Source organism: Streptomyces sp. Rer75, assembly GCF_013414305.1.
Lineage (GTDB): Bacteria > Actinomycetota > Actinomycetes > Streptomycetales > Streptomycetaceae > Streptomyces > Streptomyces himastatinicus.
The window spans coordinates 2,467,346-2,490,378 of the sequence record NZ_CP058693.1 but is presented as its reverse complement, the minus strand read 5'-3'; the positions used below and the strand labels follow the sequence as shown (position 1 = coordinate 2,490,378).

24 protein-coding genes are annotated in these 23,033 nt (G+C 71.2%); 14 read left to right on the top strand and 10 right to left on the bottom strand.

The genetic code is table 11. The features are described from left to right. Positions 1-16 precede the first annotated feature (16 nt). Positions 17-1,006, top strand: a complete 990-nt coding sequence (gene moaA / locus HYQ63_RS10240) for a GTP 3',8-cyclase MoaA (protein WP_179933534.1) — start codon at positions 17-19, stop codon at positions 1,004-1,006. An 82-nt stretch (positions 1,007-1,088) separates the two neighbouring features. Here the strand turns inward: moaA and HYQ63_RS10235 are convergent, their stop codons facing one another. Together HYQ63_RS10235 and HYQ63_RS10230 are read right to left on the bottom strand one after the other, a co-directional pair. Next, entirely contained in the window at positions 1,089-1,328 is a 240-nt protein-coding gene (locus HYQ63_RS10235) for a hypothetical protein (protein WP_179933533.1), read from the bottom strand. Positions 1,329-1,521: 193 nt separating this feature from the next. Further along, entirely contained in the window at positions 1,522-1,947 is a 426-nt protein-coding gene (locus tag HYQ63_RS10230; protein WP_179933532.1) for a DUF3099 domain-containing protein, read from the bottom strand. Positions 1,948-2,160: 213 nt separating this feature from the next. Between HYQ63_RS10230 and HYQ63_RS10225 the strand changes: the two genes are divergently transcribed. Beyond that, positions 2,161-2,442: a GlsB/YeaQ/YmgE family stress response membrane protein gene (locus HYQ63_RS10225; protein WP_179933531.1), complete on the top strand. Its 282-nt coding sequence runs from the start codon at positions 2,161-2,163 to the stop codon at positions 2,440-2,442. A gap of 125 nt (positions 2,443-2,567) precedes the next feature. Here the strand turns inward: HYQ63_RS10225 and tyrS are convergent, their stop codons facing one another. The 4 genes from tyrS to HYQ63_RS10205 form a co-directional block, all read right to left on the bottom strand. Then, entirely contained in the window at positions 2,568-3,986 is a 1,419-nt protein-coding gene (gene tyrS / locus HYQ63_RS10220) for a tyrosine--tRNA ligase (protein WP_179933530.1), read from the bottom strand. 129 nt (positions 3,987-4,115) lie between these two features. Continuing rightward, positions 4,116-5,501, bottom strand: coding sequence for a metallopeptidase TldD-related protein (locus HYQ63_RS10215; protein ID WP_179933529.1), 1,386 nt, complete (start codon positions 5,499-5,501; stop codon positions 4,116-4,118). Further along, the gene (locus HYQ63_RS10210) at positions 5,498-7,030 is read right to left on the bottom strand and encodes a TldD/PmbA family protein (protein ID WP_179933528.1); all 1,533 of its coding nucleotides are present in this window, start codon (positions 7,028-7,030) and stop codon (positions 5,498-5,500) included. The genes HYQ63_RS10215 and HYQ63_RS10210 overlap by 4 nt, the downstream gene beginning before the upstream one ends. 100 nt (positions 7,031-7,130) lie before the next feature. Continuing rightward, entirely contained in the window at positions 7,131-8,069 is a 939-nt protein-coding gene (locus HYQ63_RS10205; protein ID WP_257231782.1) for a LysR family transcriptional regulator, read from the bottom strand. 73 nt (positions 8,070-8,142) lie between these two features. Here HYQ63_RS10205 and HYQ63_RS10200 point away from each other — a divergent pair, with 73 nt between their 5' ends. Next, positions 8,143-8,322, top strand: a complete 180-nt coding sequence (locus tag HYQ63_RS10200) for a hypothetical protein (protein WP_179933527.1) — start codon at positions 8,143-8,145, stop codon at positions 8,320-8,322. Next, positions 8,319-9,575, top strand: coding sequence for an MFS transporter (locus HYQ63_RS10195; RefSeq protein ID WP_179933526.1), 1,257 nt, complete (start codon positions 8,319-8,321; stop codon positions 9,573-9,575). Before HYQ63_RS10200 ends, HYQ63_RS10195 begins: the two co-directional genes overlap by 4 nt. Positions 9,576-9,584: 9 nt before the next feature. Here HYQ63_RS10195 and HYQ63_RS10190 read toward each other — a convergent pair whose 3' ends face one another. After that, complete coding sequence (locus HYQ63_RS10190; RefSeq protein WP_306664818.1) at positions 9,585-10,016, bottom strand: MarR family winged helix-turn-helix transcriptional regulator; 432 nt, start codon at positions 10,014-10,016, stop codon at positions 9,585-9,587. Between the two features lie 306 nt (positions 10,017-10,322). Here HYQ63_RS10190 and HYQ63_RS10185 point away from each other — a divergent pair, with 306 nt between their 5' ends. Both HYQ63_RS10185 and HYQ63_RS10180 read left to right on the top strand, forming a co-directional pair. After that, positions 10,323-11,396: an alkene reductase gene (locus tag HYQ63_RS10185; protein WP_179933525.1), complete on the top strand. Its 1,074-nt coding sequence runs from the start codon at positions 10,323-10,325 to the stop codon at positions 11,394-11,396. A gap of 14 nt (positions 11,397-11,410) precedes the next feature. Further along, positions 11,411-11,878 carry a nitroreductase/quinone reductase family protein gene (locus HYQ63_RS10180; RefSeq protein WP_179933524.1) on the top strand — a complete coding sequence of 156 codons (468 nt, stop codon included), beginning with the start codon at positions 11,411-11,413 and terminating at the stop codon, positions 11,876-11,878. Here the strand turns inward: HYQ63_RS10180 and HYQ63_RS10175 are convergent. Beyond that, the gene (locus HYQ63_RS10175) at positions 11,868-13,094 is read right to left on the bottom strand and encodes a lipase (RefSeq protein WP_257231781.1); all 1,227 of its coding nucleotides are present in this window, start codon (positions 13,092-13,094) and stop codon (positions 11,868-11,870) included. The two genes, HYQ63_RS10180 and HYQ63_RS10175, sit on opposite strands and share 11 nt — an antisense overlap. A gap of 245 nt (positions 13,095-13,339) precedes the next feature. Here HYQ63_RS10175 and fabG point away from each other — a divergent pair, with 245 nt between their 5' ends. The 3 genes from fabG (at position 13,340) to HYQ63_RS10160 (ending at position 15,393) form a co-directional block, all read left to right on the top strand. After that, positions 13,340-14,044, top strand: coding sequence for a 3-oxoacyl-[acyl-carrier-protein] reductase (fabG, locus tag HYQ63_RS10170; protein ID WP_179933523.1), 705 nt, complete (start codon positions 13,340-13,342; stop codon positions 14,042-14,044). A 5-nt stretch (positions 14,045-14,049) separates the two neighbouring features. Then, complete coding sequence (gene fabI / locus HYQ63_RS10165; protein ID WP_123103191.1) at positions 14,050-14,820, top strand: enoyl-ACP reductase FabI; 771 nt, start codon at positions 14,050-14,052, stop codon at positions 14,818-14,820. A 219-nt stretch (positions 14,821-15,039) separates the two neighbouring features. Next, on the top strand, positions 15,040-15,393 hold the full coding sequence (locus tag HYQ63_RS10160) for a hypothetical protein (RefSeq protein ID WP_179933522.1): 354 nt from the start codon (positions 15,040-15,042) through the stop codon (positions 15,391-15,393). A 15-nt stretch (positions 15,394-15,408) separates the two neighbouring features. Here HYQ63_RS10160 and HYQ63_RS10155 read toward each other — a convergent pair whose 3' ends face one another. After that, on the bottom strand, positions 15,409-16,089 hold the full coding sequence (locus HYQ63_RS10155; protein ID WP_179933521.1) for a FadR/GntR family transcriptional regulator: 681 nt from the start codon (positions 16,087-16,089) through the stop codon (positions 15,409-15,411). A 140-nt stretch (positions 16,090-16,229) separates the two neighbouring features. Between HYQ63_RS10155 and HYQ63_RS10150 the strand changes: the two genes are divergently transcribed. The 4 genes from HYQ63_RS10150 (at position 16,230) to HYQ63_RS10140 (ending at position 18,711) form a co-directional block, all read left to right on the top strand. Further along, complete coding sequence (locus tag HYQ63_RS10150) at positions 16,230-17,555, top strand: CynX/NimT family MFS transporter (RefSeq protein ID WP_373689053.1); 1,326 nt, start codon at positions 16,230-16,232, stop codon at positions 17,553-17,555. A gap of 23 nt (positions 17,556-17,578) precedes the next feature. Then, complete coding sequence (locus tag HYQ63_RS44590; protein ID WP_257231780.1) at positions 17,579-17,695, top strand: SGM_5486 family transporter-associated protein; 117 nt, start codon at positions 17,579-17,581, stop codon at positions 17,693-17,695. Positions 17,696-17,857: 162 nt separating this feature from the next. Next, entirely contained in the window at positions 17,858-18,073 is a 216-nt protein-coding gene (locus tag HYQ63_RS10145; protein WP_179933519.1) for a hypothetical protein, read from the top strand. 119 nt (positions 18,074-18,192) lie between these two features. Next, entirely contained in the window at positions 18,193-18,711 is a 519-nt protein-coding gene (locus tag HYQ63_RS10140; RefSeq protein WP_179933518.1) for a histidine phosphatase family protein, read from the top strand. A 106-nt stretch (positions 18,712-18,817) separates the two neighbouring features. Here the strand turns inward: HYQ63_RS10140 and serB are convergent, their stop codons facing one another. Next, positions 18,818-20,053: a phosphoserine phosphatase SerB gene (gene serB / locus HYQ63_RS10135; protein WP_179933517.1), complete on the bottom strand. Its 1,236-nt coding sequence runs from the start codon at positions 20,051-20,053 to the stop codon at positions 18,818-18,820. 350 nt (positions 20,054-20,403) lie between these two features. Between serB and HYQ63_RS10130 the strand changes: the two genes are divergently transcribed. Further along, complete coding sequence (locus HYQ63_RS10130) at positions 20,404-23,022, top strand: FHA domain-containing protein (protein ID WP_179933516.1); 2,619 nt, start codon at positions 20,404-20,406, stop codon at positions 23,020-23,022. Positions 23,023-23,033 lie beyond the last annotated feature (11 nt).

The window sequence follows — 23,033 nt, the reverse complement described above, 5'->3', positions numbered from 1 at the left end:
GTGAGGGGCCGCCGACATGCTGATCGACACCTATGGTCGAGTCGCCACCGACCTGCGTGTCTCCCTGACCGACCGGTGCAACCTGCGGTGCACCTACTGCATGCCGGAAGAGGGACTCCAGTGGCTCGCCAAACCGGATCTGCTCACCGACGACGAGATCGTCCGGCTGATCCGGATCGCCGTCACCGACCTCGGCGTCACCGAGGTCCGCTTCACCGGCGGTGAGCCGCTGCTGCGGCCCGGCCTCGTCTCCATCGTCGAGCGCTGTGCCGCCCTCACCCCGCGGCCCGAGATGTCCCTGACCACCAACGGCATCGGCCTGGAGCGCACCGCCGCCGCCCTGCGCGACGCCGGTCTGGACCGGGTCAACGTCTCGCTCGACACCCTGCGCCCCGACGTCTTCCAGACCATGACCCGCCGCAAGCGCCACGGCGACGTGATGCGCGGCCTCGCCGCCGCGCACTCCGCCGGGCTCACCCCGGTCAAGGTCAACGCCGTGCTGATGCCCGGACTCAACGACGACGAGGCCCCCGACCTTCTCGCCTGGGCCCTGGACAGCGGCTACGAGCTGCGCTTCATCGAGCAGATGCCGCTCGACGCCCAGCACGGCTGGCAGCGCGAGGGCATGATCACCGCCGGGGACATCCTGGAGAGCCTGCGCACCCGCTTCACGCTCACCGCGGAGGGCGAGGACGAGCGCGGTTCCGCCCCCGCCGAGCGCTGGCTGGTCGACGGCGGCCCGGCCCGCGTCGGCGTCATCGCCTCCGTCACCCGCCCCTTCTGCCGCGCCTGCGACCGCACCCGGCTCACCGCCGACGGACAGGTGCGCACCTGCCTGTTCGCACGCGAGGAGTCCGACCTGCGGGGCGCGCTGCGCTCCGGGGCGCCGGACGAGGAGGTCGCCCGGCTGTGGCGGCAGGCGATGTGGGGGAAGAAGGCGGGGTCCGGGCTGGACGACCCGTCGTTCCTCCAGCCGGACCGCCCGATGTCAGCGATCGGCGGCTGACCACCGGCGACCGCGGACGGATCACCGGCGTCCGCGGTCGATCACCGGCGTCCGCGGTCGATCACCGGCCTCCGCGGCCGGATCACTGGTTTTCGGCGGCCGACCACTCCTCCAGGGACACGACGTCCTTCAGGAAGCCGCGCATGCCCAGGAACTTCGACAGATGCTCGCGGTGCTCCTCGCACGCCAGCCAGGTCTTCCGCCGTTCCGGGGTGTGGATCTTGGGGTTGTTCCAGGCCAGCACCCAGACGGCGGGGGCGCGGCAGCCCTTGGCGGAGCAGATCGGGGTGTCGGTCTCGGTGGCGGTGTCGAGGATGTTCACACCGCAGATGCTACGGAAACCGGCGCGGACATGACGACGCCGGGCAGCCACGGGGGGAGCCGCCCGGCGTCGGTCCGTCGCTCCGACGGGGGATGCGGAGCGCGTACGAAGTATGTCACGAGGGATAGGGCGCGGTGCACCGGAACAGCATGATTGATCTGAGGTTTTCCTGAGCTTACGGAAACGCGGCAGGTCAGCCGTGTCCCCCGCGTCCATCCTCGCTGGTATGTGCGGCATCTTCCGGACCGGATTCCGCCGCTGCCGAATGCGGCGCCGCATGCGGTGCCGAAGGCGGTTCCGCATCCGATGGTGTCTCGTCCCGGCCGGGGTTGAGCATCGGGCGCAGCGGCGTCGAGACGAAGGTCGTGGGGAGCGAAGGGGCGTTCTCCCGGCCCGCGTTCGCGATCACCACCGCCACATAGGGCAGCAGCACACCCAGCACCAGGGCAACGATGGCCACATGGCGCTCGACGTTCCACAACACGGCCGCCAGCACGACCGCCACCGTCCGCACCGACATCGAGATCACATAGCGCCGCTGCCGGCCGCGCACGTCCTCGGCCAGCCCCTGACGGGCCCCGGTGATCCGGAAGACCTCGGTCTCGCTGTGCTTCCGCATCACGTTCCACCACCTGGTCCCCGAGCAGGTACCCCCCGCTCCGATACGTACTCAACGTTACGCCGCGCCCCCATACGGTTCGAGACCGGGGCACCCCGATGGGTGGCGACGGCCGTACGCCACGGCGCGTACGGGACGCTTCGACATGCGCCGTAGCGAAAACGGTCGAACACTGGGAGGAAACGCGCATCCCCCGCCGCGTCAGGAGGCGACATGAACTGGCTGTGGGCGATTGTCGTAGGAGTCATTCTCGGTGTGATCGCCAGGGCGATCCTGCCGGGCAAGCAAGACATCCCGCTGTGGCTGACCTGCATTTACGGCATCCTCGGAGCCATCGTCGGCAATGCGGTGGCCGGGTGGATCGGGGTCAGGCACACCGGCGGATTCGACTGGATCCGGCATCTGCTCCAGCTGGCCGGGGCCATCGTGATCGTCGCGCTCGGCACCCCGCTGTGGCAGACGATCCGCCACGGCGGCAGGAGAGAACGGGCCTGAGCGGGGTCTAGGGGCAAGGCACCCCTAGGGCCGGGAGCGCACCGCGGAAGCCGCGGCGGCCGGCGCGCATGGTGGAAGCGCACCGGCCGCCGCTCTGTCCGGGATGTGAGCCGGGATGCGAGGGGTCACACGCCCTGGAGCTGGGCGATCTTCCGTCCGGCCTTGAGGTAGACCCCGCCGGAGGCCGGGGTGAGCCCGGCGTCCGCCAGCACCTCCGCGACCACCTCGGCCAGCGGCCGTACCGCCTGGGCCTCGGCGAGCACGATCGCCTTCTGACCGTCCTCGGCCTCCACGACCAGCCGCAGGCCGTTCTGCTTGGCGACCCGGCGGGCCGCCGACGCGCTCGGCTGGAACTCCAGGACCTTGCTCAGCACGGTCGCGATGGTCTCGCCGCCGTGCTCCGCGGCGTCGACCACCGGCAGCGTCCCGACGTCGGTGAAGCTCTTCTTGGAGAACTGCGCGATGAAGCCCGCGCGCGCCTTCATCGCCGCCTCGACGCCGTACAGCGCCGCCACGACCTCACCCGCCAGCACCTTCTTGAGGTCCATCGGGTGCAGCGACTTGGTCTCCAGCCGGGTGGTCGCGGCGGCGATCTCCGCGTCCGTCCACTCCGTCCACGCCTCCAGGTACGGCTTCATCAACCGGTCCGGGATCGACATGATCTTGCCGAAGACATCGTCGGCGGGCGCGCTGAGCGCCACGTAGTTGCCCTTGGACTTCGACATCTTGGCGCCGGTGCCGTCCGTGCCCTCGATCAGCGGCATGGTGACGACCAGCTGCGGCTGCTGCCCGCGCAGCTCCATCAGCTTGCGGCCCATCTGAAGATTCAGCAGCTGATCGGCGCCGCCCAGCTCCACGTCGCTCTCCAGCGCCACCGAGTCCAGGCCCTGCGCGATCGGGTACAGCAGCTCGGACATGGTCAGCCCGGACCCCGCGGCCAGCCGGTTGCGGAAGTCCTCGCGCTGGAGCAGCTGCGACACCGGCACCTGGGCGAGCAGCCCCAGCAACTCCGGGAAGGTGTACGGCGACAGCCACTCGCTGTTCTGCCGGAAGCTGACCTTCTCGAAGTCGAAGAACGGCCGGACCTGCTCCTGGTAGCCCGCGAGGTTCCGCGCGATGTCGTCGTCGGTGAGCGGCGGGCGCTCGGCCGTACGCCCCGACGGGTCGCCGATCTTGGCCGTGAAGTCACCGATCAGCAGCGTGACGTCGTGCCCCATCCGCTGGAAGCGGTTGAGGACGATCATCGGCACGGTGTGGCCGAGGTGCACATCGGCGGCCGTCGGGTCGATGCCCAGCTTGATGGCGAGGCCCTGGCCAGCGGACCGGCGCTCCTCGATCCGCTCGGCCAGCTCCTTGATCCCCGGCAGGACCTCGACCGAACGGGAGGCGATCAGCTCGGCCTGCTCCTGGGCCGACAGGTCGCTCAGATCGAGGGAGCGCCGCGCGGACGTCTCGACGAGCAGTTGCTCGACGGTCTTGTCGGAGGAGAGGTCCTGGTCGAGCAGCTCGCGGGCGCGGGCGACGGATGCGCCGAGGCGTGTCATGGGGATCCTGGTGAGAGTGGGGAGCGGACGGATGGGCGGGGACCAGTCTATTCGCCGGTCCCGCACGGCCGGACTCAATATCGTCCGGCCGGGCCCACACCCCCTTGCTGTCTCACACCCCCTGCTGCCTCACACCCCCTTGCTGACCGAGCTCATGTTGAAGTCCGGGATCCGCAGCGCGGGCATCGCGGCCCGGGTGAAGTAGTCGCCCCACTCGCGCGGCAGGGTCGGCTCGGTGCGCCCCGCCTCGGCGGCGCGGGACAGCAGGCTCACCGGCGACTCGTTGAACCGGAAGTTGTTCACCTCGCCGACCACCTCGCCGCCCTCCACCAGATACACCCCGTCCCGGGTCAGCCCGGTCAGCAGCAGGGTGGCCGGATCGACCTCGCGGATGTACCACAGACAGGTCAGCAGCAGGCCCCGCTCGGTCGAGGCGACCATCTCCTCCAGCGAGCGGGTGCCGCCCGCGTCCAGGATCAGGTTGTCGATCCCCGGGGCCAGGGGCAGCCCGGTCAGCCCCGCCGAGTGCCGGGTGGTGACCAGGTGCTTCAGCACCCCGTCCCGGATCCAGTCGGTGGCGGGCAGCGGCAGCCCGTTGTCGAACACCGACGCGTCGTCCCCGGAGGAGTGCGCGATCACGAACGGCGCCGCCTCGAGACCCGGCTCGTGCGGGTCGCTGCGCAGCGTCAGCGGCAGCTCCGACAGCGTGTCCCCGACCCGGGTGCCGCCGCCCGGCTTGCTGAAGACCGTACGGCCCTCCGCGGCGTCCCGGGCCGACGAGGACCACAGCTGGTAGATCAGCAGATCGGCGACGGCGGTCGGGGGCAGCAGCGTCTCGTAGCGGCCCGCCGGGAGCTCGACCTTCCGCTCGGCCCAGCGCAGCCGCCGGGCCAGCTCGGTGTCGATCGCGGCCGGGTCCACGTCCGTGAAGTCCCGGGTCGCCCGCCCGGCCCAGGCCGAGCGCGTCATGTCCGGCGACTTGGCGTTCAGCTCCAGCGTGCCGCTCGGCTGGTCGTGGCGCAGCCGCAGCCCGCCGGAGGTGCCCAGGTAGCTGGTGGTCACCTCATGGCTGGCGAACCCGTACAGCTCCCGGCCGCCCGCGCGGGCCGCGGCGAACGCCTCGCCGAGGGCGGGCGCGAACGCCGCGAACACCTCCGAGGAGGTCTCGGCGGGGGAGTCGGCGAAGCCGGGGGAGGCGGGCCGGGTCTCGACCAGCGGCTGGGCGTCCTCGGCCGGGCCCGCTTCCCGCGCGGCCGCCTCGGCGGCCCGTACCAGCGGCTCCAGCTCCTCGGCGGTCACGGCCGACCGGGACACCACCCCGGAGGCGGTGCCCTCCGCGCCGTCCACCGTGGCCACCACGGTCAGGGTGCGGCCGCGGGTGACGCCGTTGGTGGTCAGCGCGTTGCCCGCCCAGCGGAGGTTGGCGGTCGACGTCTCGTTCGCGATCACCACACAGCCGTCCGCGCGGGACAGCTCCAGGGTGCGCTCCACGATTTCGTGCGGCTTCACGCTCATGCTCCCGCCTCCTGGGTGGTGTTGAGGATGTTCACGCCGCGGAAGAGCGCGGACGGGCAGCCGTGCGACACCGACGCGACCTGGCCGGGCTGGGCCTTGCCGCAGTTGAAGGCGCCGCCCAGGACGTACGTCTGCGGCCCGCCGACCGCCGTCATCGAGCCCCAGAAGTCGGTGGTGGTCGCCTGGTACGCGAAGTCCCGCACCTGCCCGGCCAGCTCCCCGTTCCGGATGCGGTACGCCCGCTGCGCCGTGAACTGGAAGTTGTAGCGCTGCATATCGATCGACCATGAGCGGTCGCCGACCAGATAGAGCCCGTTCTCGACATCGCCGATGAGCCCGTCCGTGGCCGGGCCGTCGGGGTCGGGCCGCAGCGACACGTTCGCCATCCGTTGCACCGGCACATGCCCCGGCGAATCGGCGTACGCACACCCGTTGGACCGACCCAGGCCGGTCAACCGGGCGATCCTGCGGTCCAGTTGATACCCCACCAGCCTGCCGTCCTTCACCAGGTCCCAGGACTGCGCGGCCACGCCCTCGTCGTCGTACCCGATCGTGGCCAGTCCGTGTTCGGCGGTCCGGTCGCCGGTGACGTTCATGATCTCCGAGCCGTACCGCAGGCTGCCCAGCTGGTCGAAGGTGGCGAACGACGTCCCCGCGTACGCCGCCTCGTACCCCAGCGCCCGGTCCAGCTCGGTCGCGTGGCCGATCGACTCATGGATCGTCAGCCACAGATTGGACGGATCGATCACCAGGTCGTACGAGCCCGCCTCGACCGACGGCGCCGCCATCTTCTCAGCCAGCAGCCCGGGCAGTTCGGCCAGCTCCGCGTCCCAGTCCCAGCTACCGGTCCCGCCCCCGGTGAGGTACTCCCAGCCGCGGCCGACCGGCGGGGCCAGCGTGCGCATCGAGTCGAACTCGCCGCTCGCCGGATCCACCGCCACCGCGGTCAGCTGCGGATGCAGCCGCACCCGCTGCTGGGTGGTCGTGGTGCCCGCCGTGTCCGCGTAGAACTTGTTCTCATGGACGGTCAGCAGCGACGCGTCCGCATGCGCCACCCCGTCCGCCGCCAGCAGCCGCGAACTCCACTCGGCCAGCAGCCCGGTCTTGTCCGTGTCCGGCACCTCGAACGGATCGATCTCGTACGACGACACCCACGTCCTGTCGGCGTGCACCGGCTCGTCCGCCAGCTCCACCTTCTCGTCCGATCCGGCCGCCTCGATCACCTTGGCCGACAGCTTCGCCATCGCCACCGCTTGCGAGGCCACCCGCGCCGCCGCGTCCATCGACAGATCCACCCCGGAGGCGAACCCCCAGCTCCCCCCGTGCACCACCCGCACCGCGTACCCCAGGTCCGTGATGTCGGACGACCCCGCGACCCGGGCGTCCCGCAGCCGCCACGAGGCGCTGCGCACCCGCTCGAACCGGAAGTCCGCATGCTCGGCCCCCAACGCCCGCGCCCGCGCCAGCGCCGCGTCGGCGAGCGCGTGCAACGGCAGCGCGAGGAAGGACGGATCGATCTCGTGCGACACGGGCGACCCCTTCGTCGATGTATGTCCGACCGCAGTGAACCATGCCGGTACGACACCGGGGGTGTCCATCGCGTTACCCGGCGGAGGCGGCGGTGAGCCATCAGGCGGATCGGGGCCAGTCCTCCATGGTCCCGTGGTCGCGCGCCGCGTCCTCCAGCGCCCGTATCCCGAGGTCGACCAGCGGGTTGTGCCGACTGCCCCGGCGCACACAGGTGAGGATCCGCCGCGTCGGCATCTTCTCGCTCGACACCGGAACCCGCGCCACCGCCCCGCCCGCCGGGCCCTCGGCCAGCCGCGGGATCAGCGAGACGCCCAGCCCGTTCCCGACCAGCGACCAGACCGCCGGCCACTGGGTGGCGGCGTGCACGATCCGCGGCGAGAACCCGGCCGACGCGCACAGCACCCGCACCCGCTGGGCGTGGTCGCAGGTGCCCGGGTCGGCGACGATCCAGTCCTCGGCCGCCGCGTCCTCCAGCCGCACCGACCCCACCCGCGCCAGCGGGTGGTCGGCGGGCACCAGCAGGAAGTACGGCTCCTCCAGCAGGGGGCTCTGCTCGAACCGCGCGTCATCCGGCTGCGGCCCGCCCTCGATGGGCTCCACGAGCGCGAGATCCACCTCGCCCGCCACCAGCAGGTCCATGCTCTCCACGGTGTCGCGCTCGCGCACCTGCACCAGGAGGTCGGGGTGGCTGTGCCGCAGCCGCCCGGCCGCGGGGGCGATCAGGCCGCTGATCGCGGTGGTGAAGCCCGCGATGCGCAGCGGCCCGGTCATGCCCGCCCGGTACGACTCCAGCTCCGCCTGCGCCTCCTCCCACCGGGCCAGCAGCGCGTCGGCGTGGTCGATCAGCAGGAGCGCGGCCGGGGTCAGCCGGACGCCGCGGCCCTGCGGCTCCAGGAGCGGCACCTTGAGCTCGCGCGCCAGCTCGCGCACATGGTGGGAGACCGCCGACGGGGTGAGGTGCAGGGCCTCGGCGGCCGCGGTGACCGTGCCCTGCTGGTGCACCATGCGGAGCATGTGAAGCCGACGCAGGTCAATCATGAAACTATCTTGCACACACCACCCGCAAAACGTGCAATGGACCGCAACGGTCGCCCAGGGTCATCCTGCTGCCATGTGCACCGACACGAGCACCATCGTTTCCCGGCACACCACCAGCGAGGGCGTCGTGGTCTGGAGCCGCTGCGGCTGCGGACGGCTTCGGATGCTCCTGGTCCCGTACGGCATCGACGGCAAGGCACTCGCCGCGGGCGGACACGGCACCCGGCACCCCCGCCGCGGTCGGGCGACATGACGTCCACACCCCGTATCACTCGCCTCACAGCCCTCTGGACCCTCATCGGCCTGGTGCTGCTGACCCTCAACCTGCGGGCGGCCATCACCGGCATACCCCCGGTCCTGGGCCAACTCCAGGACACCTTCGGGCTCACCGGCGTCGAGGCCGGGGTGCTCGCCACCCTGCCGGAGCTGTGCCTCGGCATCTTCTCCGCGCTCACCCCCGTGCTCGCCCGCCGCATCGGCGCCCAGGCGGCGATCACCGTGGCGCTCGTCGTGCTCACCGCCGGGCTCCTGCTGCGCGTGGTCCCCGCCCAGGCGGCGCTGTTCACCGGCACCGTGCTGGCCGGAGCCGGGATCGCCACGGGCAACGTGCTGGTGCCCGCGGTCATCAAACGCGCGTTCCCCCGCCACGTGGGCCCGCTCACCGGCCTGGCGATGATGCTGATGTCCGTCAGCGGCGCCGCCGCGGCGGGCCTGGCCGTCCCCCTGGACCACACGGGCGGCTGGCGGCTGGCTCTCGCCGCGTGGGCGGCCCCGTCCCTGATCGCGGCCCTGGTCTGGTGCCCGCTCGCCCTCCGCGGGCGGAAGCAGCCGCCGGAACGGATGCCCGCCCGCGCGGAGAAGGGAGCGCTGCTGCGCTCGCCGCTGGCGTGGTCCCTCACGGTCTTCATGGGCATGACGTCGCTGATGTTCTACACGCTGACGGCGTGGCTCCCTCAGATGATGCGCGACCACGGGTACGCGCCCGCCACCGCCGGGATGATGAACTCGGTCATCATCATCATCGGAATCCCCCTCGGCTTCGTCGTCCCCGTCGTCGCCGCCCGCCTGCGCGACCAACGCCCGCTCGTCCTCGGGGTCGTCACCCTGATGGCGATCGGACTCGGCGGCCTGCTCCTGGCTCCCCAGGCCGGATGGGTCTGGGTCGCGGTCTTCGGGGTCGCCACGGGCAGCGCGTTCCCGATCGCCCTCACCCTCCTCAACCTGCGCTCACCCACGGCCGCGGTCACGGCACGCCTCTCGGGCATGGCCCAGTCCGGCGGATACCTCCTCGCGGCCACGGGCCCGCTGACCTTCGGCGTGCTGCACAGCGTCACCGGCGGCTGGGAGCCGTCGATCGGCCTGCTGCTCCTGCTGGTGGTGCCCGAGCTGATCTGCGGCCTCCTGGCCGCCCGCCCCGGCCTCGTAACGCCGATCCCCCCACGGCCGGAGGACCCCACGGAGCACCCCACCGCCCCCGCGAACACCCCCGCCCCGCCCGCGCGGTGACCGTGCCGACTACGCGAGGGGCGGCTGGCGTTCGGCTGCTCGGCTGAGGCTGTCCTCGATGCGGGCCAGGGCGCGGATCGTGGCTTCCTGTTCCTCCTCGGCCAGGCCGTCGACGGTGCTTTCCTCGAGGTCCGCCCATACCTGTTCGACTTCCTTGCGCAGGGCGAGGCTGGCGGCCGTGGGTTCGATGATGGTGGCGCGCTTGTCGGATTCGCTGGGGCGGCGACGGACGAAGCCCGCGTGTTCCAGGCGCTTGACCGTGCGGGTCATGGTGGCCGCGTCCGATCCGAGGAGGCGTACGAGGTCGGTCTGGCGCTGCGGGCCGAGGTCCCAGAGCTGCATCATGACGAGCTCCTGCCCGGGGTGCAGTCCCACGCGGCGCAGGAGCTGTCCGGCGAGCATCCGGTGCAGGCGGGCCACGCGGAAGATCGCGTGGTTCATGGCTCCCGCCCGGATCGAGGGCGGCATCGGCGGGCGGGCCATGTCCGCGGCGGAGCAGTCCGCGGGTGATGCGGCGCCGGGATCGTTCGACACGTCCTTCATGACCCTCTCGCAGTGATGATTGCCTGGGCAGGGACATTCTATCGCCGCCCTTGCCGCCGCCTGGGAGGGGGTGTCAGGTGCTCAAGCAGGCGCAATGGGTGACGTGCATCACAGTCTTCGAGGAATCGATCCGCGCATTTACTTGTTCGGACAGGCAATGGCATCGTGTGGTGCCGCGCACCCCAGCCGAACAGGAGCCTGATCATGACAACGGCCTTCGCCCCCTACAACCTCGGCGGCATCCCCCTGTCCAGCCGCATCGTGATGGCGCCCATGACCCGCAGCCGTGCGTACGGTCCCGGGCAGAGCGCCACCGAGCTGATGGCGACCTACTACGCGCAGCGGGCGGGTGCCGGGCTGATCGTCACCGAGGGCACGCAGCCTTCGGTGGTCGGACAGGGGTATCCGGACACCCCCGGCATCCACTCCGCCGAGCAGATCGCGGCCTGGCGCAAGGTCACCGACGCCGTGCACGCCGAGGGCGGCAGGATCTTCCTCCAGCTGATGCACACCGGCCGGGTCGGGCACCCGAGCCTGATGGGGCTCACTCCGGTCGGCGCCTCCGCGGTCGCGGCCCAGGGCCAGGTCTATACGCACGACGGTCCGCAGGACTTCGTCACGCCGCACGAGCTGACCGAGACGGAGATCGCGGAAACCGTCGCCGACTTCGCCGCCGCCGCGCGCAACGCCGTAGAGGCGGGCTTCGACGGCGTGGAGCTGCACGGCGCCAACGGCTACCTGATCCACCAGTTCCTCGCGCCCAACTCCAACCGGCGCACCGACGCCTGGGGCGGCAGCCCCGAGCGGCGGATCCGCTTCGCCGTCGAGACCGCGCGGGCCGTGGCCGAGGCCATCGGCGGGGACCGGGTCGGCCTCCGCATCTCGCCTGGCAACCCCTTCAACGACATCGACGAGAGCGACCGGGCGGACGTTGAGGCCACCTACACCGCCCTGGTGGACGCGCTCGCCCCGCTCGGCCTGGCCTACCTCCACCAGATGGAGGCTCCCGAGATCCGCGACCTGACCGTGCGGCTGCGCAAGGCGTGGCCGAGCACCTTCGTCCTCAACCCCTCTACCGGTACGGAGCCCACCGGCCCCGACGCGCTGGCCCTCATCGAGGACGGCACCGCCGACCTGATCGCCTACGGGGCGCTCTACCTCGCCAACCCCGACCTCCCCGTCCGTCTCGCCGCGGGCGGCCCCTTCAACGCTCCGGACCGCGCCACCTCCTTCGGCGGCGACCACCGTGGCTACACCGACTACCCCGCCCTCGGCTGAACCGGAGACGCACCATGAGCTTCACGACCCGCCCCGGCACATACGGGGCACGGCAGCCCGGAGCCGCGGTTCGCTGGCTGAACAAGGTGACCATGCGCCAGATCGTCCGCAAAGGCGGCGGTGAGATGCTCGGCGGCCTGGACGCGCTCGTTCTGACCACGGTCGGCAAGAAGAGCGGTGAGCCCCGTAAATCCCCGGTGTGCTGGTTCCCCGGGGAGGACGGAAGCTGGCTGATCGTGGCCTCGGCCAACGGAGCCGCGAAGAACCCGGCCTGGTACTACAACCTCGCCGCTCACCCCGACCAGGCAGCCATCACCCTCGGCGGCCGGACCGTGCCCGTCGTCGCCGAACAGCTGCACGGCGAAGAGCGCGAACGCGCCTGGCGCGGGATCGCCGACGCGTCGGCACGCTTCGGTCAGTACCAGCAGAAGACCGATCGCGAACTGCCCGTCATCCGCCTCACCCCGAGGCTCACCGAATGAAGCGCACCTCCGGGTGGGCGGGGGAGGGGCCGTCCAGCAGATCCTGCGGGCGGCCCCGCAGGTGCTGGTCGAAGAACGCCGCGAGGTAGGCGCGCTGGGCGGCGACGCTGCCCTCGGGGTCCACGGTGCCGATGTAGTCCTCACGGAGCTGGGCCGGGATGTCCAGGGCCTCGTCCAGGGCGGGCACGAACGACTGGGCGTCGGTGTAGCTGAAGTGGCGGGCCCGCTCCAGGCTCAGATCGCGCTTCCAGCCGGTAGAGCGGTCCCAGAAGGATTGCCAGGAGGGCTTGTTCAAGTGAGTCTGGTCCGCCTTGCCCATGAGCATGAACGGGCGGTCCAGCCCTTCCAGGGCCACGGGGAGGAATTCGGTCGCGCTGTACTGAAGCGTGCCGTCCATGTTGATCCCCGCGTCGATCCGGGGGTCTACGCGCATGGTCTCCGCCGCGGTGACCCCTCCGCCCGAATGGCCGTACATGCCTGTCCGCTTCAGGTCGAGCGCCCCGCCCAGGCCGTGCGGCAGGGGGCGCCCCTCGGCGTCGGGGTTGCGGCCGTCCCGTAAGGCAGCGAGTTGGTCGAGGACGAAGCGGGTGTCGCGTACCCGGGTGTCGATCGCCTTCTTGGTCTTCCCGGGCGTGCCCGCATCCTTCGCCAGTTCGACCCGGCCGTCCGGGAACTCCACCGGAGAGGTCTCATAGGTGTGGTCCATGGTGACCACCACATAGCCACGGCTCGCGAGTTCCATGGCCATCGAGGTGCCCAGCGAGCGGGGCATACCCAGGCCCGGTGAGTACAGCACGACCGGCCGTCTGCCGCGGCTGTCGGCCGGGGCTCCCGAGGCCGCGTCAGTACGGATCGCGGCCCAGTCCACCTCGCCGGGGCGCGCCAGGCCGTACGAGCCCGACTCGTCCAGGTGGCGCGCGGCCCCGGGCCGCAGATACGGCTGGCGGGGATACCCGTGCGTCGTACGCGCCGGGTACCAGACGCTGACCATCAGCTCCCGGTCCCTTCCCGAGACCCAGGGGTCGGGCCGGTCGCGGTCGACGAGATGCAGCTCCGTGCTCCCGACCGGGTGCCGGCCGGTCGGCTCGGGCAGCTCGAACCGGACGGCTTCCTGCACTGTGGAGGACGACGGCGCGGGGGCGGCGGAGGCGGCCGCACCGGTGGTGAGGGCGAGGGCGAGGCCCGCCGCGATGGCTAAAACTCTGTCGATGCGCATGAGGGCCAATCTGGCTCCGCGCCCCGCACCGGGACATCCGGCGGCAGGAGGAGCCGACCCCGGCATGCCACTGAGGGTTCCTCCTGAGGGTTTCTGTAGGAAGTCGACAGGGTCGGCCACACGCCCCTGTGCGCGCTCGATTCTCCGAACCCATCCGTAGCCCGGTAGTTTTTCCGCACGAGGGTCGACACACGTACGGACACAGCGTGGGGTCGAGCACGACATCTACAAGAGAGGGTGGTCCCTTGAGCCGCTCGGTTCTCGTCACCGGAGGCAACCGCGGCATCGGCCTCGCCATCGCCCGGGCCTTCGCCGACGCAGGCGACAAGGTCGCCATCACCTATCGGTCCGGTGAGCCGCCGGCCGGCTTTCTCGCGGTGAAGTGCGACATCACCGAGCCCGAGCAGGTCGAGCAGGCGTACAAGGAGATCGAGGAGAAGCACGGCGCGGTCGAGGTTCTGGTGGCCAACGCCGGGGTCACCCGTGACCAGCTGCTGATGCGCATGTCGGAGGAGGACTTCGCCTCCGTCCTCGACACCAACCTCACCGGTACGTTCCGCATGGTCAAGCGGGCCAACCGGGGCATGCTGCGGGCCCGTAAGGGGCGTGTGGTGCTGATCTCGTCGGTGGTCGGGCTCATGGGCTCCGCCGGGCAGGCGAACTACGCGGCGTCCAAGGCGGGCCTGGTGGGCTTCGCCCGTTCGCTCGCCCGGGAGCTGGGCTCGCGGAACATCACCGTCAACGTGGTCGCGCCCGGTTTCGTCGACACGGACATGACGCGCGCGCTCAGCGACGAGCAGCGCGAGAACATCGTCAAGCAGGTGCCGGTCGCGCGCTACGCGCAGCCCGAGGAGATCGCCGCCTCGGTCCGCTTCCTGGCCTCCGACGAGGCCGCGTACATCACTGGAGCCGTCATCCCTGTCGACGGCGGATTGGGCATGGGTCACTGAACGTCATGAGTGGAATTCTCGCCGGTAAGCGCATCCTCGTCACGGGCGTCATCACCGAGTCCTCGATCGCCTTCCACGCCGCGAAGCTCGCCCAGGAGGAGGGCGCCGAGGTCATCCTGACCGGCTTCGGCCGGGTCTCCCTCGTCGAGCGGATCGCCAAGCGGCTGCCCAAGCCCGCCCCGGTCATCGAGCTGGACGTGCAGAACCAGGAGCACCTCGACGGGCTCGCCGACAAGGTGCGCGAGCACCTGGGGGAGGGCGTCGACCTCGACGGTGTCGTGCACTCCATCGCCTTCGGCCCGCAGGGCGCGTTCAACTTCCTGGAGGGCAGCTGGGAGGACGTCGGCACCGCCGTGCACGTCTCGGCGTACTCCCTCAAGGCGCTCACGATGGCCTGCCTGCCGGTCATGCCGCGCGGCGGTTCCATCGTCGGCCTGACCTTCGACGCCCAGTTCGCGTGGCCGAAGTACGACTGGATGGGCGTGGCCAAGGCCGCCCTGGAGTCGACCAGCCGCTACCTCGCCCGCGACCTGGGCGAGAAGAACGTGCGCTGCAACCTGGTCTCGGCCGGGCCCATCAAGTCCATGGCCGCGAAGTCCATCCCGGGCTTCGAGGAGCTGGCGGACGTCTGGAACCACCGGGCCCCGATCGGCTGGGACCTGACCGACCCGGAGCCCGCGGGCCGCGGTGTCGTCGCCCTGCTGTCCGACTGGTTCCCGCGCACCACCGGCGAGATCGTGCACGTCGACGGCGGCGTGCACATGATGGGCGCCTGAGCACCGTGCACATGATGGGCGCCTGAGCACCCGGACGCGTCGATACGGCCGCCGTCCCGCCCCGCGCGAAAGCGGGGCAGGGGCGGCGGCCGTTCGCATGGCGGCCCTCACCCGTTCGGACCAGCGGGCGGGCGGGCGGGTGGCGCCGCACGCAGGGTGGAGACACGACACGACAAGGCACGACTCGCGGAGCGACAGCCCGGCGGAGGAGGTCCTGCCATGCGTACGCCCCGTCGCTTCGCGGTCGCCTCGCTGATCGTCGCCGCGGTCGGGTGCGTCCTCGCCGCCTCCGACTCCGTCGCGTCCGTCGCATCCGTCGCGTCCGCCCCACAGGAGCGCCCCCGGCCGCGCGAGGCCGCCTGTTCCGCGTCGGTGCGCGGCTCGCACGCCACCGCCAGCTGCTTCAACCCCTACCCCGACGCCGACCGGGTGCAGCTGCACGTCGAATGCGCCCGCTGGTGGGACCCGGACATGGACAGCCGCCGGGTGGAGGTGGGCCCGGCGCAGCACGTGGAGCTGGACGAGCGCTGCTGGAAGGAGATCCGCAGGGCGTGGGTCACCCACCGCCGCTGACCGGGATGAGCGCGCTCAGTCGGCCTCGGGCCCGAGGCGGCAGGCGAACGGGTGGGTGCTCGCCTCGGCCGCCGCCCGTTCCCCGTCCCGCTGCCGGATGGCCTCCACCAGCCGCGCGTGGTCCACGTACGCCTCGGGGCTCATGTCGTCGGCGACGTCGGCGCGCAGGAAGTCCCGTACGACCGCTCCCAGGTCCGCGTAGAGCGCCGCCAGTACGTCGTTGTGGGCGGCGGCCACGATCGCCATGTGGAGCGTCGCGTCCGCCTCCACGAACGCGTCCGCGTCACCGGACTCCCAGGCCCGCTCGCGCCGGTCCAGCTGTGCGTCGATCTGCTTGACGTCCTGTTCGGTACGGCGCTCCGCGGCCAGCTGCGCGGCCTTCGTCTCCAGGGCGCTGCGCAGCTCGGCCACGTGCCGCGGGTCGGCGCTCGCGAAGCGGCGGTGCATGACCCCGGCCAGCTCGCTGGTCGCGAGGACGTACGTGCCCGAGCCCTGCCGGATGTCCAGCAGGCCGTTGTGCGCCAGCGCGCGCACCGCCTCGCGCACGGTGTTGCGCGCCACCCCGAGCTGCTCGACCAGTTCGGGCTCGGTCGGGATCCGCGATCCCACCGGCCATTCGCCCGAGGTGATCTGGGCGCGCAGCTGCGCGATCACCTGGTCGGCGAGGGCGGAGCGCTGGGTCGACGTCAGCGGCATGACTCTCCTGTGCCTGGGGCTGCTGTTGCTGAGAAACGGGCCGTTCCATAACGAGCCGTTCCATGATGCCGTCTGGTTGTCACCCGGCGGTTACATATCGACTGGACAGGCATTCATCCCATGATTCTATGATGGTCGGCATGTCCAACGACGACCTCGCGACGCTCGACCCCGCGGCCCCCGCCCAACGGGACCACGAACCGCGCCCCGCGCCCTCGCCGTGGCGCCGCCGCATCGTGGTCGTCGGCCTGCTGCTGGCCGCGCTCAACCTGCGCCCCGCCGTCACCAGCCTCGGCCCGCTCCTGAAGGAGGTCCGCGACGACCTCGGCATGAGCGGGACCATCGCCGGACTGCTCACCTCGATGCCCGCGGCCTGCTTCGCCGTCTTCGGCATCACCGCGCCCCGGCTGGCCCGCCGCTTCGGCCCCGGAGCCGTCGTCTGCACCGGTCTCGTGGCCATCGCCACGGGCCTGGCGCTGCGCCCGTTCGCGGGCGGGACCGTGGCCTTCCTGTGCGCCAGCGCGCTCGGCCTGGCCGGGATCGCGGTCAGCAACATCCTGATGCCGGTGATCGTCAAGGGCTGGTTCCCGGACCGGGTGGGCTCGATGACCGGCCTCTACTCCATGGGGCTGTCGCTGGGCACGGCCAGCGCCGCCGCCGCCACGGTGCCCATGACCGACGCGCTGGGCGGCAGCTGGCGGGCCGGGCTCGGGGTGTGGGCGGTGCTCGCCGGGGTCGCGATGGTGCCCTGGCTGTTCCTCGCCCGCGACCGTACGCACCGCCGCCCCCAGCGACCGCTGGGAGATGCCCCCTCCGAGCAACCGGCCACACCGGAGCCCGCATCCGACCGGCCCGCCTCCGACCAGCCCGCGTCCGGCGCTGCGGGCACCCGGATCACCCGGAGCCCCACCGCCTGGGCGATGGCCGTCTTCTTCGGCCTCCAGTCCACCGCCGCGTACATCACCATGGGCTGGATGCCGCAGATCTTCCGCGACGCGGGGGTCTCCGCCTCCACCTCCGGGGTGCTGCTCGCGGTCATCATGGCCATGGGCGTCCCGCTGGCCTTCGTCCTGCCCCGGGTGGCGGCCCGGCTGCGCAACCAGGGCGTGCTGGCCGTGGTCCTCGGCGTCTGCGGGCTCATCGGCTACGCCGGGCTGTGGCTGGCCCCGGCGGGCGGCGCCTGGGTGTGGGCCGTCCTGCTCGGCGTCGCCAACTGCGCCTTCCCGCTCGCCCTCACGATGATCAGCATGCGGGCCAGGACCAGCGCGGGCGTGGTCCGGCTCTCCGCCTTCGCCCAGAGCACCGGCTATCTGCTGTCCATCCCGGGCCCGCTGCTGGTCGGCACGCTGTACCAGCACAGCGGCGGCTGGGGGCCTCCGCTCGCGCTGATGGCCGGGCTGATGGTGCCGCAGATCGTGACGGGCCTGCTGGCCGGGCGTGACCGCACCCTGGAAGACGAGATCTGACCGCCGGGTGGGACACTGACCGCATGCCAGTGCTCGATGAGAACCCGCCGGACGGCCAGAAGAAGCTCCTCCTCATCCTGGGCGTGATGCTCGGGATCACGGTGGTCATCGGCGTGATCGCCACCATCGTCTCCCCCTGACGCCCCCCGCCCCCGCACCGGGGGGAGGGGGCCAGCACCACCATCCCCTAGGGGGCCAGGGTCAGGGGGAACTGGGTGGATCACCGGATGGGAACCGGCCCGCCCGCTCCGTACCGTCGAACCATCCGAAGCAGCGTGGTTCCCCGACCGGAGGCGATCCCCATGTCCGCCCGCACCCCCACCCGGCCCGCGAACCCGGCGGACGGTGGCATGGACGTCCGGCTGCCGTGGTGGGCCCTCGCGCTGCCCACCCTCGCCTTCGCGGTGCTGCTGCTCCTGCTCACCGGGCCGTCCGACGCGCAGGCCGCCAGCGGCTCCGGCGCCCTCGCGCAGTTCCTGGAGCTGGTGCGCCAGACCCTCGGCCACCTGGGAGCGTGACCGAGCGTGCGCGGGGGCACCCTCCGGTGCGCGGGGGCACTCGCTTTGTGCGCTCACTTTGGTGAGCACCGTTTCAACACCCTGCGCCTCGCCAGCCGTTTCATGCGAAGCTGGGACGCATGAGCGTCGATGTGCCCCGCAGGATTGTCATTCTCCGACACGCCAAGGCCGACTGGCCCGAGGTGGCAGACCATGAGCGGCCGCTCGCGGAGCGCGGCCGCAAGGACGCCCCACTCGCCGGGCGCCGGCTCACCGAAGCCGGTCTGGTCCCCGAACTGACCCTCTGCTCCACGGCCGTGCGTACCCGGGAGACCTGGAAGCTCGTGGTCCACGAGCTGCCCCAGCGCCCCAAGACGGTCTACGAGGAGCGGCTGTACGACGCCTCACTCGGCGAACTGATCGCGGTTCTCAACGAGACGTCCGACGACATCACCGACCTGCTGGTGGTCGGCCACAACCCCGGGGTGCACGCCCTCGCCGACGCCCTCGCGGGCCAGGCCGCGGAGGGCACCCGGGAGCGGATGGCCCGCACCGGCTTCCCCACCTCCGCGATCGCGGTGGTGAGCTTCAACGGCTCGTGGAAGTCGGTCGAGCATGGCGTGGGCCGCCTCGACGACTTCTGGGCGCCGCACGAGTAAAACCCGCCGCCGTATTGCCCTACGTTCCGCCGCCGTACCGTTCCGCCCGCCTCGGCAGCGAGGCGGGCGGAACCGGGAGTGGTCAGCCGGGGGCCCGGCGGGGTGGTCAGTCCTCTTCGTGCGCGTCCGCGGCCTCGACCTCTTCGCGGGTCACGCCCAGCAGATACAGCACGGTGTCCAGGAACGGCACGTTCACCGCGGTGTGCGCGGCCTCCCGTACGACCGGCTTGGCGTTGAAGGCGACCCCGAGCCCGGCCGCGTTCAGCATGTCCAGGTCATTCGCCCCGTCGCCGATCGCGACGGTCTGCACCAGCGGCACCCCCGCCTCGGCCGCGAAGCGCCGTAGCAGCCGGGCCTTGCCCGCCCGGTCGACCACCTCGCCGATCACGCGCCCGGTGAGCTTGCCGTCCACGACCTCCAGGGTGTTGGCGGAGGCGAAGTCCAGCCCCAGCCGCTCCTGGAGATCATCGGTGACCTGGGTGAAGCCGCCGGAGACCACCCCCACCTGGTAGCCCAGGCGCTTGAGGGTACGGATCAGGGTGCGGGCGCCGGGCGTCAGCCGGACCTCCGCGCGCACCTTCTCCACCACCGACTCGTCGATCCCCGCCAGCAGCGCGACCCGCGCGTGCAGCGACTGCTCGAAGTCCAGCTCACCGCGCATCGCCCGGGCCGTGACCTCGGCGACCTCGGCCTCGCAGCCCGCGTGGGCCGCGAACAGCTCGATCACCTCGTCCTGGATCAGCGTGGAGTCGACGTCCATGACCACCAGCCGCTGCGCCCGGCGCTGGAGCCCCGACGCCACGACCGCCACGTCGACCCCGATGTCGGCCGCCTCGGTGGCCAGCGCGGTGCGCAGCGGCTCCGTCTCGGCGCCGGACACCTCGAAGTCCACGGCCGTCACCGGATACTTCGCGAGCCGGAAAATACGGTCGATGTTGCCGCCGGTGCCGGTGATACGGGAGGCGATCGCGGCCACCGCCTCGGCGGTCAGCGGATGCCCCAGCACGGTGACGTGCGACCGGCCGGTGCCGCGCGGACGGTTGTCGCCCCGGCCCGAGATGATCTCGGCCTGCATCCGCTGCGACTCGGCCCAGCTGTGCACGGTGGCCCGCAGCTCCCCCTCCGCCCCGTCGCCCTTCGGGGCCGTGACCAGCACGCACAGCACGATGCGGCCCCGGGTGACGACCTGCTCTATGTCGACTATGTCCACGCCGTATGCGGCGAGGGTGTCGCAGAGCCCGGCGGTGAGGCCGGGACGGTCCTTGCCGAAGATCTTGACAAGGAGGGTGGGATCGCCGTCGGCCGGGACGGCGGTGGCAGGAGGAATCTGCGATGCGCTCATGGTCTTACCACCGTATCCGGCCACCGCAGCCCGGCGCGCGGCAGCCCGCGTCGTGGACGGCCAGGTGGTGGGGAACGTTCATCTGCCGGACGCCACCGCGTCACCGCCGGTCCGTACCCCGACGCCGGTCGTGATCGACCCGCTCGAAGCGAGTTGCCCGGATCATCCGTGGTCGGTCCCATCCGTCTGCGCTTATCGCTTTCCGGGGGGTTTTACGGAGGGGGCAACGTGCCCGAGATGCCATCTTGTCAAAACCCGACTTCCGGTTAAGCGACTGAGCCTGAAATAGTTCCTCACGATGTTCGCCATCCCTAGACTCCCTGTGCAGGGGGTAGCTCGGGGGACAACTAGTGGGGCATGGAGTGCCGGAACTCGTACTGGAATTGAACGGACGGACCTGGACGCTTGATCCATCCAGGTCATACAGCGTGGGGCGTGACCCACAGGGCGACATGGTGCTGGACGACGCCAGAGTCTCCTGGCGGCATGCCACGGTGCGCTGGGGCGGGCGCAGTTGGATCATTGAAGATCACGGCAGCACCAACGGCACTTATGTGCAAGGCCAGCGAATCCAACAGACGGAAATCGGTCCGGGTGCGGCCGTGCATCTCGGCAACGCCACCGATGGTCCCCGCCTGAACGTTTCGGGGGCGGGCGCCGGGGCGGGCGCGGGTGCCGCCGCGTACAGCCCGCAGGGGGCCATGGGCGCTCCTCAGCAGGCACAGCAGCAGCCCCAGCAGGCACAGCAACAGGCGCAGCAGTACCAGCAGCCCCCGCAGCAGCCGTATCAGCAGCAGCCCGGCGCGGGCTGGCCGCAGCAGGGCCAGCAGCCCCAGGGGTGGCAGCAGCCCCCGCAGCAGCAGCCGTTCGTACCGCAGCAGCAGAACCCGCGCGACCACCACGCGCAGAACGGCCACGGCGGCGGGCCCGGCGGCTCCGCCGAGGCGCGGACCGGCCAGGGCGACCGCAGCCCGACCACGTTCCACCAGCTGGACGCGGGCCGGGTGATGCGCATCGGTCGTGCGCTGGAGAACGAGCTGGTCGTCTCCGACCTCCAGGTCTCCCGCCACCACGCCGAGTTCCGGGCGCTGCCCGACGGCCGCTTCGAGATCCGCGACCTCGGCAGCCACAACGGTACGTACGTCAACGGTCAGCCGGTCCGTCAGCAGGTGATCGGCCCGAACGACACCGTCGGCGTCGGCCACTCCACCTTCCGGCTGGTCGGCGACCGGCTCGAGGAGTTCGTCGACACCGGTGACGTCTCCTTCTCGGCCCGCCACCTCACCGTCACCGTCGACGGCGGCAAGCAGATCCTCAAGGACGTCTCCTTCGGCGTTCCCGAGAAGTCGCTGATCGCGGTCATCGGCCCGTCCGGCTCCGGCAAGTCCACGCTGCTGAAGGCGCTCACCGGCTACCGTCCGGCCAACGAGGGCGACGTCCTCTACGACAACCGGAACCTGTACAAGCAGTTCGCCGAGCTGCGCCAGCGCATCGGTCTGGTCCCGCAGGACGACATCCTGCACAAGGAGCTGACCGTCCAGAAGGCGCTCCGGTACGCCGCCAAGCTCCGCTTCCCGGGCGACACCGCGACCGCCGAGCGCGAGGCCCGGATCGACGAGGTGCTGCGCGAGCTGAAGCTCGACATCCACCGCGACAAGAAGGTCACCGCGCTCTCCGGCGGTCAGCGCAAGCGGGTCTCGGTCGCGCTGGAGCTGCTCACCAAGCCGTCGCTGATCTTCCTGGACGAGCCGACCTCCGGTCTCGACCCGGGCATGGACCGCGACGTCATGCAGCTGCTGCGCGGCCTCGCCGACGACGGCCGCACCGTCCTGGTGGTCACCCACTCGGTCGCCGAGCTGGCGCTGTGCGACAAGCTGCTGGTGATGGCGCCGGGCGGTGCGGTGGCCTACTTCGGCCCGCCGAACGAGGCGCTCAACTTCTTCGGCTACGACAGCTGGGCGGACGTCTTCTCCGCGTTCGAGAACTACCGCGACTACGACTGGTCCGGCCGCTGGCGCGGTTCGCAGCACTACCAGATGTACGCCGCGGACATCGACGCCGTCGCCCCGCAGTCCGTCGACGTGCAGGCGCCGCCCGCGCGGATGCAGAAGTCGCAGAGCTGGGGCTCCCAGCTGTGGACGCTGATACGCCGCTACGTCTCGGTCATCGCCTCCGACCGCGGCTTCATGGCGCTGATGGTGATCCTGCCCGCCGTGCTCGGCGCGGTCAGTACCGTGATCCCGTCGGACTTCGGCTTCACCAGAGCGCCGAAGGGCCAGTTCAACCAGGACTCGGGCACGATCACCCTGATTCTCGTGGTCGGCATGTGCTTCTCGGGCGCGGCCAATTCCGTACGAGAACTGATCAAGGAACGGGTGATCTACGAACGGGAACGGGCCGTCGGCCTGTCCCGCTCCGCCTATCTGATGTCCAAGGTGATCGTGCTCGGCGTGATCACCGCCTTCCAGGGCGTGATCATCAGCGCCATCGGTTTCTCGACCCGTGAGCTGCCCGAGGAAGCGCTGATCCTGCCGCCGGCCGTCGAGATGTGCGTGGCCATCATCGCGATCGGCTTCACCTCGATGATGGTGGGCCTGGTGATCTCCTCGCTGGTGAAGACCGCCGAGAAGACCATGCCGCTGCTGGTCATGTTCGCGATCATCCAGGTCGTCTTCACCGGCATCCTGTTCAAGATCTACGGATCGCCGGGCATCGAGCAGTTCGCGTATCTGATGCCCGCCCGCTGGGCGGTCGGCGCCGTCGGCGCGACGCTGGACCTGGGCCCCGGCCCCGGCCATCTGATGGCGCCGTGGGACCGCAAGAAGCCGCTGGACACCGACCCGCTGTGGGAGCACACCACGACCCAGTGGGCCATCGACATGGGCATCCTGCTGGCGCTTGCCATCATCTGCGCGTTCGCGGTGGCGCGGCTGCTGCGCCGCCATGAGCCGGAGGTCATGCGCAAGTAGCGGAACGGCTC